This window comes from Moraxella sp. FZFQ2102 (assembly GCF_024137865.1).
Lineage (GTDB): Bacteria > Pseudomonadota > Gammaproteobacteria > Pseudomonadales > Moraxellaceae > Moraxella.
The window spans coordinates 1174718-1188566 of the sequence record NZ_CP099960.1 but is presented as its reverse complement, the minus strand read 5'-3'; the positions used below and the strand labels follow the sequence as shown (position 1 = coordinate 1188566).

The 13849-nt window shown below is 49.6% G+C and carries 14 protein-coding genes; 11 read left to right on the top strand and 3 right to left on the bottom strand.

Annotation, left to right across the window (positions count from 1 at the left end; all coding sequences use genetic code 11):
• Positions 1 to 85 precede the first annotated feature (85 nt).
• The 9 genes from recN (at position 86) to NGM44_RS05600 (ending at position 7697) form a co-directional block, all read left to right on the top strand.
• Complete coding sequence (gene recN / locus NGM44_RS05640) at positions 86 to 1879, top strand: DNA repair protein RecN (RefSeq protein WP_253222773.1); 1794 nt, start codon at positions 86 to 88, stop codon at positions 1877 to 1879.
• A 2-nt stretch (positions 1880 to 1881) separates the two neighbouring features.
• The gene (locus NGM44_RS05635) at positions 1882 to 2445 is read left to right on the top strand and encodes a YqgE/AlgH family protein (protein WP_371923462.1); all 564 of its coding nucleotides are present in this window, start codon (positions 1882 to 1884) and stop codon (positions 2443 to 2445) included.
• Positions 2445 to 2924, top strand: coding sequence for a Holliday junction resolvase RuvX (gene ruvX / locus NGM44_RS05630; protein WP_253222772.1), 480 nt, complete (start codon positions 2445 to 2447; stop codon positions 2922 to 2924). The genes NGM44_RS05635 and ruvX overlap by 1 nt, the downstream gene beginning before the upstream one ends.
• A 91-nt stretch (positions 2925 to 3015) precedes the next feature.
• Positions 3016 to 3474: a hypothetical protein gene (locus NGM44_RS05625; RefSeq protein WP_253222771.1), complete on the top strand. Its 459-nt coding sequence runs from the start codon at positions 3016 to 3018 to the stop codon at positions 3472 to 3474.
• A 51-nt stretch (positions 3475 to 3525) separates the two neighbouring features.
• Positions 3526 to 3759 (top strand): sulfurtransferase TusA, encoded by a 234-nt coding sequence (tusA, locus tag NGM44_RS05620; protein ID WP_253222770.1) that lies wholly within the window; start codon positions 3526 to 3528, stop codon positions 3757 to 3759.
• Between the two features lie 50 nt (positions 3760 to 3809).
• A complete protein-coding gene (gene xerD / locus NGM44_RS05615) occupies positions 3810 to 4733 on the top strand; it encodes a site-specific tyrosine recombinase XerD (protein ID WP_253222769.1) in 924 nt (307 codons plus the stop codon).
• A 71-nt stretch (positions 4734 to 4804) separates the two neighbouring features.
• Positions 4805 to 5626 (top strand): glycosyltransferase family 2 protein, encoded by an 822-nt coding sequence (locus NGM44_RS05610; RefSeq protein ID WP_253222768.1) that lies wholly within the window; start codon positions 4805 to 4807, stop codon positions 5624 to 5626.
• 82 nt (positions 5627 to 5708) lie between these two features.
• Positions 5709 to 6314 carry a class I SAM-dependent methyltransferase gene (locus NGM44_RS05605; RefSeq protein WP_253222767.1) on the top strand — a complete coding sequence of 202 codons (606 nt, stop codon included), beginning with the start codon at positions 5709 to 5711 and terminating at the stop codon, positions 6312 to 6314.
• 21 nt (positions 6315 to 6335) lie between these two features.
• Entirely contained in the window at positions 6336 to 7697 is a 1362-nt protein-coding gene (locus NGM44_RS05600) for a deoxyguanosinetriphosphate triphosphohydrolase (protein WP_253222766.1), read from the top strand.
• 90 nt (positions 7698 to 7787) lie between these two features.
• On the opposite strand, the gene NGM44_RS05595 is transcribed toward NGM44_RS05600, so the two are convergent.
• Positions 7788 to 9674, bottom strand: a complete 1887-nt coding sequence (locus tag NGM44_RS05595) for an autotransporter domain-containing protein (protein WP_253222765.1) — start codon at positions 9672 to 9674, stop codon at positions 7788 to 7790.
• Between the two features lie 246 nt (positions 9675 to 9920).
• Between NGM44_RS05595 and NGM44_RS05590 the strand changes: the two genes are divergently transcribed.
• A complete protein-coding gene (locus NGM44_RS05590) occupies positions 9921 to 10193 on the top strand; it encodes a PepSY domain-containing protein (protein WP_253222764.1) in 273 nt (90 codons plus the stop codon).
• Positions 10194 to 10219: 26 nt separating this feature from the next.
• The gene (locus NGM44_RS05585) at positions 10220 to 10765 is read left to right on the top strand and encodes a cytochrome b/b6 domain-containing protein (protein WP_253222763.1); all 546 of its coding nucleotides are present in this window, start codon (positions 10220 to 10222) and stop codon (positions 10763 to 10765) included.
• Between the two features lie 50 nt (positions 10766 to 10815).
• Here the strand turns inward: NGM44_RS05585 and NGM44_RS05580 are convergent, their stop codons facing one another.
• Positions 10816 to 12606 carry an FTR1 family protein gene (locus tag NGM44_RS05580; protein ID WP_253222762.1) on the bottom strand — a complete coding sequence of 597 codons (1791 nt, stop codon included), beginning with the start codon at positions 12604 to 12606 and terminating at the stop codon, positions 10816 to 10818.
• A gap of 2 nt (positions 12607 to 12608) precedes the next feature.
• Positions 12609 to 13844, bottom strand: coding sequence for an iron uptake transporter deferrochelatase/peroxidase subunit (efeB, locus tag NGM44_RS05575; protein WP_253222761.1), 1236 nt, complete (start codon positions 13842 to 13844; stop codon positions 12609 to 12611).
• Between the last annotated feature and the right edge of the window lie 5 nt (positions 13845 to 13849).

Sequence of the window (13849 nt, the reverse complement as noted above, 5' to 3'; positions counted from 1 at the left end):
AACCTGCCGTGAATAACATTTTTTCCATTGCCAAAATCGGTATCTTTGATTATGATAAAAGGTTGGCGTATTTATGGGATTTAGCATGCTTGTTTCTCTTACTTTACAAAATCTTGCCTTGATCGAAAAAAAAGAAATCAGCTTTGATGGGCGGTTCAATGTCATCACAGGTGAGACAGGTGCAGGTAAGTCCTTGATTTTGGACGCATTATCACTGTGCGCTGGCGAACGCGCTGACAGTGGCATGGTGCGTCATGGCTGTGACGAAGCGTCGGTTTTTGGCGAATTTGACATCACGGGTAATGCGCAAGTGGCGGCATGGTTTCGCGAACATGATCGCGAGCTTGACGAAGACACACTGCTGATCCGCCGTAAAATCAGCGCACAAGGCCGCTCAAAATCATGGATCAACGGCGTGCCAGCCAGTATCAGCGAGCTTAAAAGCCTAGGCGCAATCCTTGTCAATATCCACTCACAGCACGCAGGGCTTGAGCTATTAAAACCCCAATTCGTCATCGATTGGCTCGATCGTATCGGTGGCTTGTCAGCAGAAAAACAAGCCACCAAAGACGCCTTTACCGCTTATCAAACCATCAAAAAACAAGCCGACGACGCCAAAGCCCAATCTGCGCAGCGTGCCGATCGCATGGCATTATTATCCGCCAAGCTTGCCGACATTGAGCCATTATTGGCGGTCAATTTCGCTGAAGCGGAAGCTGAATACGATGAATTATCAAACCTTGAAAACTTAATGCGCGTGGCGACCGAAGCGACGGTGCTACTGGATAATGATGACGATACGCCATCGGTGGCAAGCCTGCTTGGGCGTGCGATGCGCATCTGTGATAATAATGCATCTGCCAGTAAGACTTTCAGCGAATGCAGTCAGCTGCTTGCTCTTGCCCAAGAGCAGATCAATGACGCTGCTGCCAAGCTTGCCGACTATGCCGAGCAGCAGCTGCCCGATGAAGCACGATTAGAAGAGCTTAATAATCTACTCTCATTAGCGCATCGCTTATCCAGCAAATATCACACGCCGATAGACGAGCTGATCGGTGATGCAGCCGCATGGCAAGAAGAGCTCGATATGCTGGGTGGTCTGCCTGATAATGACACAATGGATGCCAAGGTCAAGGACGCTTATGATGCGTATTTGGCGTGTGCAGATACGCTTGATCAAGCGCGCATGGCGATCACCCCTGACATCTGCGAGCGACTAGAAGCGCGGCTACTACCACTTGCCCTGCCCAATGCACGCTGCGAGTTTGGCTTTAGTGATAAGCCGAGCGATCAGTACAATCAGCATGGCAAATATGACATTGCCCTATTATTCAGTGCCAATGTCGGTATGCCGCTACAGCCTTTGCACAAGGTGGCATCAGGCGGTGAATTATCGCGCATGGCACTGGTGATGCAGGTAATGGCATCGGGTGATGGCAGTGAAACCGGCCCGACGCTGGTGTTTGACGAAGTGGATGTCGGTATCAGTGGCGGTACTGCCCAAGTGGTCGGTGAGCTATTACGCACACTTGGCAAGCACCAACAGCTCCTTGCCATCACTCACCAAGCCCAAGTCGCTGCTGCTGCCCATCGCCACATTCTGGTGCATAAAGAGCATGGCGAGCAGACGGTGAGCGATATGAGTATCATCACAGATGAAGCACAGATCGATGAGCTGGCACGCATGAGCGGTGGCGTGAATATCACCGCAGCCACGCGCGCGCACGCCAAGAGCCTGCTTGATGACATCCGCCACACCGATGAGCTGACGGCGAATACATCGATTGATAAACTTGAAAAATTCACCACCGATCATGCAGACCGTGCCGATGATGCCGCACCTGCCAAGAGCAAAAAACCAAAGGCGGACAAGGAATGATCATGCACACGATGCCCAATGACAAGCTTGTTCATCATTTTCTCGTTCCGACACCGCAGATGCGCGATGAGCGATTCATCGATAAAATCATCTACATCTGTCGCCATACTACCGATGGTGCATGGGGATTTATCATCAATGACCCTTTATCCAGTAGTGTCGGCGGTCTATTGTCTGAGCTTGATTTGCCAGTCAGCCAAGCAGCGATGAACACGCCTGCGCTCGCCGGCGGCCCTGTGCGCCCCGAAGCTGGCTTTGTGCTGCACACAGGTTTGCCTGATTATAAATCATCCTTTGTCATCAGTGAAAATGTCTGCCTAACCACCAGTAAAGACATCTTAGAAAACCTATCCCAAGATGCCATCAGGCATTATCTGTTGTGTATGGGTTTTTGTAACTGGGGCAAGGGGCAGCTTGATGATGAAGTACGCGCAGGTGATTGGTTCATCTGCCCTGCAGATTTGACGATTTTATTTGGCTTGCCGTACGAAGATCGCTTGGCGGCCGCACTTGGCAAAATCGGCATCAATCCAAACAAACTGGTCGATACACTGGGGCATGCCTAATGACGACACCGACTTTGATCCTTGCCCTAGATTTTGGGGTGAAAAAAATGGGCATGGCACTGGGCAACAGCATCACCCGCGACGCGCGCCCCTTTGATATTTTGGCGATGGACAACGGTCAGCCCGACTGGGACAATCTGCTTGGCATCATCCAAGAATGGCAAATCAACGAAGTGCTAGTGGGCTTGCCGCTGAACATGGACGGCACAGAGTCGATGCTCTCAAAGCGTGCGCATAAGTTCGCACGCCGATTGGCGCACCGCCTTGCCGAACGCCGCCAAGCGGTAAAAGTCTTCATCTATGATGAACGCCTAAGCTCAAAAGAAGCACGACAAATCGCTCTGGATAATGGCTGGATCAGCTCGCCTACCGAGCCGATTGATGACATTTCGGCGTGTTTGCTCATCGATGGTTATTATTACGCGCCTGAGCTGGCGATTTATGTCAATAACCACAAAGACAGCGTCAAAGATGTGTGATTATTTAAAGTAATTACACAATTAACCCAAAAATTATCCTTGATTTTTAAATAAAATCCATCAAATCACCAACCCAAAACCTGCCAAGATTATGCCAAATACCACCATTTATCAAACACTCATCCCCAAAATCCGCCACGCCATCACCCTTGCCAATGTCAGTGTATATTTGGGCTTGGCTGCCATCGTTGCATTTTGTGCGTTCGGCACGCTCGCGAGCATGGCAAGTTTTCGCGACAGCAGCGTGATTTATTATGCATTTCATTATTTGCCCTACATACTGATCGGTATCAGTATGCCGCTGAGCCTGTATCACGCGTGGCTGCTGATTCGCTATCGCATCGTTGATTTTTCGATTATTAGCATGATTTTATTGACAGGTGTGGGTTTGCTTGGTTTTACGCTAATTCGCCTTGTGATGAGCGGCATGGATACGGCGTTTTTTATGGGCTTGTTTTTGGCGATGATTGCATGGTTTGGGATGCCGTTTTTGTTTCGGGTGAATCTGCGCAAGTTTTTGGCGTTTTTGGAAGAAAAAGTCGCAGCCTAATTCACAAAATATTTTTAAAATCAATCAGTTATTATCATTTTTGGAACTGTTATGACCGACCACACTTTAGACACCAAAGGGCTGATTTGCCCTGAGCCTGTGATGCTACTGCACAAAGCCGTACGCACAGCCCAAGGCGGTGAGCATATCGAAGTGCTTGCCACCGACCCTGCGACCACACGCGATATTCCCAATTTTTGCCGCCATCTGGGACATACGCTTGTTAGCCAAGAGACGCTCGATGATGGCAGTTATCGCTATGTGATTGCCAAGAAATTGGGCTGATTTGCCTGACAGTCGCCTGCAATTTGTTCAAAATTTGATCAGCATTCATCATGGCAAAAGCAACCACCGCCCGCCAAGAAATCGCCGTCATCTGCGATGATGATCCCGATTATCTCAGCCAATTTCGCGCATCGATGCTCTCGCGTGGCTTATCGACCGCCACGCGCAACGCCTACAGCCAAGATCTGCGCCAGTGTATTCGCACATCCGCGACGCCCTTGACCCAGTGGCACAGCACCGATGTCAGCTTGCACCTACAAAACCTATCCAAGCAAGGCAAATCCGAACGCTCGATCGCGCGAAGTTTGGCAAGCTTGCGGCAATTTTTCTTATGGCAAATCGACACAGGCGCGCGCGATGACAATCCTGCCGAACAGCTTAAATCACCAAAGCTTAGCAAAAATCTGCCCAAATCCTTAAGCGAACATGATGTCAATGCCCTGCTAAACGCCCCCGATACCACAACCATCTTAGGCGCGCGTGACAAGGCGATGCTTGAAGTGCTCTACGCCTGCGGACTGCGTGTCTCTGAGCTTGTGGGCTTATCACTGGATATGCTAAACCTAAACTCAGGCTGGATCGTGATCACAGGCAAAGGCAATAAGACACGCCTTGTGCCGCTCGGTGAATATGCTCAGACCGCACTCGAAGAATATTTGGCAATACGCGCAAGCTTACTGGGTGATAGCAATCGCTGTCAGGCGGTGTTTTTGACCGAGCAAGGCGGCTTTATGACGCGGCATAATTTTTGGCATATCATCAAAAAATACGCGCGCATCTCAGGGATTAGAAGCGATATTTCGCCGCACACTTTGCGCCATGCCTTTGCCACGCATCTGGTCAATCACGGCGCAGATCTTCGCAGTGTACAGCTTTTGCTTGGGCATAGCGATCTGTCCACGACGCAGATTTATACCCATGTCGCCACTCAGCGACTGCAAGATCTGCACGCCAAACATCATCCGCGTGGTTAGTTTGCTAAATTGATTTTATCCAAAAATCTCTTGCTATTTTCCAAAAATCATAAACAAACTCAAAGAGTTATATGAACAATCCAATCAACACCCCAAGCCTTGATGTCATCATTCCTTGTTATAACGCTGCCGATACCCTAGATCGCACGGTGGTAAGTGTGCTGAATCAGTCTGCCTGTCAGCGCATTATTCTGGTCAATGACGGCTCGACCGATGATACCGCAGCACGCATTGATGCTCTTGCCAAGCAGTATGACAACATCATCGCCCATCATCTGCCTGCCAATAGCGGCGTGGCATTTGCGCGAAATTTCGGCGCGCTGTGCAGTAGTGCTGAGCTCATCGCCTTTATCGATGCTGATGATGCGTATGAAAACGGCGCGCTCGATGTCGTGCCAAGTATCTTTGCCTTGATGCCAAACTTAAGCCTACTGCGACTCAAACTACGCGCCATCGATTTGCCTGCGCGCTATGCCGATCATCCTGATTTAGGCAAGGCTTGGGATATTTTACAGATGACAGTGGGCGGGAATATGATTTTTCGCCGTGCGCTGTTTCTTGGCTGTGGTGGTTTTCCGACCGATACGCTGTTTCGCAGCTTAGGCGGTGAAGATGGTGCGCTTGGCATTGCCTTGGCAGAGATGAGCGCGGTCGGCACGCTGTTTGACGATGAGCATCGCGGTGTGCTGCATTATTGCCGTGATGGAATGCACGCTGAGCGACTGCTCGATGCGTATTTATTTGGTAAACACGACCCGCGCATCACGCCTGACGCTGCCGCCTATGCGCGCGCCACCACCGATCGCATCAAGGCGCGCCTAGATAGTCTCAAGCCAATCTTAAACGAAACCGCCATCGGTCGCCGTCCGCTGATTTTGACTTATGCCGATTGAGCGAAAATCTTGGGCGACACGCGCCATTGTGTGCTAAAATTTACTCAATAGTTACCAACCCTTATTTTTCTAAGAGTCCATCATGCACCAAATCGATCCTGATCTACTTGCCAAATCCAAACACTGGCGCGATGACATCACCTTTCGCCAAGAAGTGCTTGGCAAGCCCTTTGATTTCACCAGCACTTGGGGGATTTTCAGCCCAGAAAAACTCGATGATGGCAGTCTGATGCTGCTTGATTATATTGATTTTCAAGCTGATGACAATTCGATTGATTTAGGCTGCGGCTATGGCGTACTTGGCATGACTGCTGCGCGCGAATGCCCAAACGGTCAGCATCTGCTGATTGACAAGGACTTTGTCGCGGTCGAATATGCCAAATTAAACTGCCAAAAAAATGGTCTGAATAATGCTGAAGTCATGCTGTCGAATGGCTTTTATCATGTCGATAAAAATCGCAAATTCAGCCTAGTGATGAGCAATCTGCCCGCCAAAGCCAGCAAAGAGCAGCACTATCTGTACCTATTAGATGCATACAATGCGATGGAAACGGGCGCGCGTTTTTATGTCGTCACCATCAACGGTCTTCGCGATTTTATGAAACGCTCATTCACCGAAGTGTTCGGCAACAGCGATAAAATCAAACAAGGCAAAACCTACACCATCACCATGGCGGTGAAGGAATAATCAGCCCAAACAAGGAATGTGATGCCGACAAATTTCGATACAACCACTGCCAAAGACCTGTGGCAAACGCGGCTCTCGACGACGCGATTTAGCGTCATCGATGGTGCAATCCTGCCCAAAACCACCGCCACAGGCAATAACATCCGCAGCAATTTTCACATCGATTATGATCGCGTGGTGTTCAGCCGTGCGTTTCGTAAGCTTGGGCGCAAAACACAGGTGCATCCTTTTGCGCAGTCTGACCACACGCACAACCGCCTAACGCACAGCGTCGAAGTGGCAAGCGTCGGACGCAGTATCGGCAACCAAGTCGGCGCTGCTTTGTATGATGCAGGACTACTGCCACCAGATTTCAGCGCCAACAGCATCGGTGCGGTGGTGCAGGTGGCGTGCCTTGCGCATGATTTGGGCAATCCACCGTTTGGACATACAGGCGAGCAGGCATTACGCGAATGGTTCTGCGATCCTAAGCACGCACATTATTTAGAAAATTTAACAGACAAGCAGCGCAGTGACATCTGCACTTATGAAGGCAATGCCCACAGTCTGCGTACGGTATTAAACCTTGAAATGTATAAATCCCAAGGTGGTATGCGCCTGACCGCTGCCAGTATCGGCGCGCTGATCAAATATCCTTGGGCAAGTGATAATCCCAAAGGCAAAGGGCAAAAATTCAATATTTATCAAAGTGAATTGCCGCTATTTCGCCACATCAGCGAAACGCTCGATCTACCAAAAATCGCCACCGACCACTGGGCAAGACATCCGTTATCCTATCTGATGGAAGCGGCAGATGACATCTGCTACGCGCTATTAGACCTAGAAGATGCGGTCGAGATGGGGATGATCTCAGTCAATGATTTTCAAGGCGTATTAAAAAATATCATCGACTATGATAAGCTGATTAATATCAAAAACACCGAACAGCGTCTGGGTGCGATGCGTGGTACAGCCATCGGTCGTGCGGTCGAAGCAGTGACGCGTGCGTTTATGACACATCATGATGCGCTACTGACAGGGAAATTTGAACATAAAGATCTGCTTGCTGTCATCGATCCTGATATTAAAGATATGCTTAATAAGTCCAAAAAGCTTGCCGCTGATGAAATCTTCCGTCATAACAGCAAGCTTGCCACCGAGATCGCTGCCTTTGGCTGTCTATCGACGCTGCTGGATTTATTCATTCCTGCCATCTATGCACATCATCATGGCAGTGTCTTATCTACCAAGCATACGCTTGCTCTTGATTTACTGGGCTTTGATAAAGAAAATCGCCAAAGCCTGTACGAAGACTATATGACAGTTTTGGACTTTATTTGTGGCTTAACAGACAATACCGCCGCCAAGCTTGCCCGTGACATCTCAGGTGTTGGTATGATTTGACATAAACGCAATGCTAAACGATTGATTAATAAAAATTAAAAAAACCTTGCCCATGATTTTGAGCAAGGTTTTGCTATTTAAGCAGGTTAATCAAAACTGCGCTTGGATACCGACCAGACCTGTCAGTGATTTCTCGTCACTGTTTAATTGATTGGTCGCAACTGATGCATTGAGCATCACCGCATCATTCAGCTTCGCTGCAAGCCCCAAATGCGCGGTCACGCCACTGGTATCAGCTGCCGCGACAGTTACGCCATAGTCGCGCTGATAGGCAGGTAAAGACAGCAGACGCGCCTGCACGGTGCGATCATCATCCTTGAACTCATGCAGATAGCCGACACCGCCGTACACGCTGTAGCGGTCATTGACTTGATATGCACCATTGACGCCGATTTCACCCTGTAGCGATTTGCGCGATTGGTTCGAGAAGCGCAGGGCTGTGGCAAGCGTGCTTTGATCTTCGACCAAATCCTGCAGCGTCACTTCTTGTGCTGTCAGCCCAAGATAAGGGCGATAGCTGAACGCGCCGTGCGTGAGCATCAGACCAGCTTGCACCCCTGCGTGCAGTCGCGTACCATCGGCACGAGCTTGGTGCGTGCGTGGTGCGCCTGCCCAAGCGATATCGCGATCGGTATCAACTTTAAGCTTATCCACGCCTGCTTGTAGATTAACGCTCAGCTTATCAAAATCATGGCGATGATACACACCGACGCCATAGCTTTTGACATCGGCATCGATCTGTGTGCCCAGCTGATAATTTTGTTTGCCAAACTTCGCATACGCGCCTGTGTGCGATGCCTTACCACCAAAGCCTGCACCGATGGTGACGCTTGGATTAACACCATCTGTGCTCACATCACCGCTATCAACATCACTTGCGCTGACATCTGCCCAGACGCTGTTTTTGCTCACAGGCAGCTGATTCATACGGCGGTTCAGCGACTGCGCATCATTGGTGCTACTTTGTAAAATGGCATTGGGCAGCTGACCGATCGCAGTAGGCGCAGTCAGTAGGGATTGATAATATTCTGCCAAGATCTGATGCGTGCGTCCAGATGGGTGAATGTCATCGGCGAACAGATGGGTTTGGTTGGCATCAGGTGCGACCAAGTTATTTGGCGTACAGGCAAGCGATGTCGATGCTGGATCGTTTTCATTATCTGTGCGCGCTGGCATATTACACGCCACGCCCATTGTATTGCTAAAGCCGAACGCCTGCGGATCGCTCGTCACTTCTTGCAATAACCCAAAGGTATTAGCAGGGATGATATTGGCATCCAAACCATTTAATGCCTTGTACAAATTCTCATTATACAAGCTTGCTGCCAAATTTGCCTTATCCATCGCCCCTTCTACGCCCAAAACTTTTTCGGCATAAATCGCACGCGGCGTCAAACCCAAAGCAGGCACATTTGGTACTAAGATATGCTGCGCGCCAGTGGCTTTTAGTGTTGCGACATCAGTGGCGGTAGCTTTTACCGCAGCGGTGATTTTTTCTAAAGCTTCAAGCTGACCGATGGCTGGATTAGCCGCGGCGATTAAGTCATTTGAGCCGATCCACACGGTATAGAGTGCATTTGGATCTGCTTTGCCTTGATTTTGGGCAAGGTGGGTTAGGATTTGTTGATTGGTCGTTGGGATGTCGAACACACCGTTCCAACTCACCGTCTCAGATGAGCGCGCGCCGCCGACGGCATAGTTAGTGCCACCTGCATTGGCAGCGGTATTAGCATCTGCACTTGTGCCTAAGCTATTTGCCAAATGAGTCGCCCATACAGGATCAGGATTGGTGGTAAAAGAGTTTTGTAGCTGCTCGCCGACAGCAGGATTTACGCCTGTTACGATCGATTTCAGTCGCCCTGTATCGGTCAGGCTATCACCGAAAAACACTGTCTGGCTATAAGTCTGGGCGTGCGCTGTGCCACTGACCGCTAAGGCTAGAGCAATGGCAAGTGTGGATGGGGCAGTTTTCATCATCTCTCCTTGATCGTTGGGTTTCCATATTCGATGTATTCTAGGCAAAATTTTACCAAAATACAAGTGGCTTTGATGCAAATATTTCTCACTCTTAGAACCGTTATCATTTAGTATATAGAAAATAAATTTTTTAAAATTCTTCAATTTCTTCAGCTTATCTTCAGCTTTCTCACCTATACTATGCTCACACCAAAACATGGTGGATATTTTAACCCTTAAGTTTATTTTTCCATTTGGGAGCATATCATGAAACACATCAAAACCCTTGCCATCGCTTGCGCTACACTCATTGCCAGCACCAGCGCACTGGCATCTGCCACTTGCCCAAGCTATCCTGCCAAAGAGCATATTCCCCAAAAAGCCCTTGAGCAAGCACTGATTAACAAAGGCTTTACAGTAAAAAATTTCAAAGTCAGCGGCAACTGCTATGAGCTGTACGGCAAAAGCCCAAAAGGTAAAAAAGTAGAAATGTACTTCGACATGAAAACTGGCAAAATCATCAAAAGTGAAATCGAATAATCTGGCCATCTAAGAGAGTAAAACCCATGAACACCACTGCCACCACAACCGCTAAAACTGTCAAAGTCTGGGACATCTGGGTGCGTCTGACGCATTGGCTTGTCGCCATCGGTATTTTTGTCAATTTGACCGAGCTGATCGAAGAAGGCAGCACATGGCATGAATATGTCGGCTATGCGGTGGCAGCCTTGGTGGTGTCGCGGCTAATTTGGGGCTTTATTGGTACTAAATATGCACGCTTTAGCGATTTTTTCCCGACGCCGCGCCGTATCAAGAATCACTTGACAGGCTTTGGCAAACAAGGCACGCACCTTGGACATAACCCTTTTGGCGCGCTGATGATGTTTGCACTGTGGGGCGTGATTATCGCTCTTGGTGTCACAGGATATCTGATGGGGCTTGATGCCTATTGGGGTGAAGAGTGGCTACAAGAGTTGCATGAGATTTTGGCAAATAGCTTGTATCTATTAATCCCGCTCCATGTGCTATCCGCCATCGGTATGAGTTTTGTTGAAAAACAAAACCTTATCAAGGCAATGATCACAGGCAATAAAGTAGATCTCTCAATTTAATCTCAACTTATCCATACCAAAAAGCCGTCCAAGACGGCTTTTATCATCGATCATGCGTGGGCGGCGGCATGGGTTTTGTATTTCAAATAATACTGCAGCGCAATGATCAAAATCACATACAAAAGCTGCGCGCCAATACTCTCAAGCGTCGGATAAAATCCCGCCCACTCGATCGCAGGCACACCAGATAAGACATGGCGCGGCAAGTGATTGGTCAGCTGTAGTGCTAAGATGCTGACGCCCAAAATTTTAAAGCCCAAAAAGTAAATAACCCAAGTCAAAATCGCAAACAGCTTAGGGATGGGCAATTTGGCAGAAGTCTTGAGCATCACAAAGGCAACGACCATAAGCACCACAAGTGCAAGCATGATACCAAACAGAAAATTGGTCATGCTGATATTCGGCAAAATCCCCACATAAAACAGCAAAGTCTCCGCCCCTTCGCGAAACACCGATAAGAAACTCAAGCCAAATAACCCAACAAAACTGCCTGTGGTCAGTGCCTGTCCCATGTGCCGCTTGATAAAGGCGTTCCACGACTGCACTGATGATTTGCTGTGCAGCCACGCACCGATACCGATCATCATCACCACCGCGATGATACCGATCACTCCTTCGAACACTTCACGACCCGCACCCGATGATGTCGCAGGCAATAGCGACTGCAGAGCGATGGCAGCAAGCACGCTTGCGATCAAGCCCGATGCCACGCCTGCATAGACCCACGCCTTGCCACGGCTTTGCTTAGCGACACTCAAGGCGGATAACAGCGCGACGACGATCAGCAGCGCTTCTAATCCTTCGCGTAATAAAATCAGCATTGCATCGATCGCGGTGTATTCGGTGGTCGGATTGATGGCGTCAAGCTCAGCGATCAAGTCTGACAGTACCGCTTGCTGCTTGGGATCATCGCCATGTGCCATCACGATCGGCAGCTGTGATTCGATGCGCCCATACAGTGATGGATTACGCGTGCTGACTTGCCCTTCGACACCGCTCCAGACACGGATAAACTCAGCGATTTTCTCCGAGCCTACCTTCTGATCGTGATTTTGGAATGCGCTCAAGCCCTGCTTAAGTAGCTGTGTGGCATCTGCCAAACTCATCGTCTGCGCCTGTGTCTGCACCGCTTGACCTGAAATAAAACTGTCTAGCTGCGCCTTGAGCGCATCGGTTTGGGCGCTGAGCAGTTCGGTGTTGGCAGGAGTGCTTTCGATGGCGACACGCATCAGTGCCATCGCCGTCTCGATACCGCCATAATGCGCCATACTTGCCTTTCGCACCATGCGCTCATTGCTAAGCCACACACTGTTAAACGCTGCATAAGCACGGCGCGCTGCATCGACACTGGCAGGATCTTGTGGCGTCATCGCGTGCAGTACAGGCAGCATCTTGTCATAGGCAGGCAAGATTTGCTCAGCAAACTTGTGACGCTGCTTGTCATGATCCACAGGATTTTGGGCTTGTTCAGCCGCATACAGCGCTGTCGATACCACCGATAGCTGTGCATCCGTTGGTGTACTGATCGCGGCATCGAGCGCGGTATTGATATTGTGTGCGTGCGCTGTATCCATCGGCATGGCGGACACGGCGATTTTGATCACTTGTAAATGCGCGATAGCACTCTTATCATCGCCATTTTTTAGCGCACTCATCGCATCGGATAATTCGATGAATAAAGGGCTGAAGTTCAGCGGCTGTGCGGTGCTTATTTGTACTTGTGTGGCAGTATTGGTATGATCAGTGCTTGGTGTGCTTGCCATCGCAGTGCCTGTCACTGTATTTGTCATGCCAACTGTAATCGCTGCGCTGATGATGGCGCTGTGTAGAAATTTTTTCATAATTATGCCATCTCAAGCAGTGCTTGACCCAAATATTCGCCCGATTTCACCCCACCAAAGCACGCAAACAGCCCGCTGCCGATGTGCGTGGTGTACTCATTCATCTTATCCATGCGTCCTAGCGCATTTTGGATGGTGATGAATTGCTCAGGGGATTTTTGAAAAGAAATAAACAGCAATCCTGCATTGAACTGCCCTGTCTTGGTATCGATGCCACTGGCGTACGAATACGAACGGCGCAGGATCTGCGTGCCTGTTTTATTGGCAAGCGTGGTATGCCCCACCGCAGGCATCACAGGTTTGCCATTGGTATCTTTGGCATCAGGATCAAAGGCAGCAAATTCATCACCCTGCCCCAGTGGCGCGCCTGTATCACGATGCCGCGCGAAGGTCTCTTCTTGACCCTTTAGCGATGTGCGATCCCAAGTCTCAAGGTGCATCTGAATCACCCGTACCACCAAATAACTACCGCCTGTCAGCCAAGGTGCAGAGTCCGCCCAGATGTATTTGTCCGCGTCTTTGAGCGTAAGTACATTGGCGGTACCATCCTTAAAGCCGAACAGATTGCGTGAGGTTTGGGCGGTGTCGTCATACGATGTGAAGCCATCTTGCGACCATTTCATGGTGATGGTTGAGCGCGCTTGGCGTACCAGTTGGCGTACCGCATGGAATGCCACTTGCGGATCATCGGCGCAGGCTTGGATACACAGATCACCCCCAGATAGCTCAGGTCGGATCTGATCACGCGCAAAATTTGGCAAATCACGAAACTCTGCTGGTGCTTTATCCGATAAACCCAATTTATCCAAAAAACTGCGGCTAACACCGAAGGTCAAAGTCAAGCCATACGCACCCAAACTGTCCGCTTCACCGGTATCAGTCGGCGGCACATAGCCATTTTTGCCGTAGTCAGCGATGTTCTCACCTTGGGTCAGTCGAGCAGCGGCAGCCGTCCAGTCTTTGAACATTTGGCGCACGGCATCGATGTCATCGGTATGTAGATCCGCGACCAAAAAATAAATATGCCGCTGCGCAGTCGTCGTGATTCCTGCTTGATGCTCGCCAAAAAAGTCATAACGCAGCCGAGCAAAATCAGGCACAGATGCATCGCTTGTGGCATCTAACGCCTTGCCATCTTGCCTGTGACACGCCACCAAAGATGCCGAACCCAATGCCAACGAAGCCGCGCCAAGCCCTTGCAAAAACCGCCGCCGCGATGGTGTATGTGCTTGTGTCATAAGAC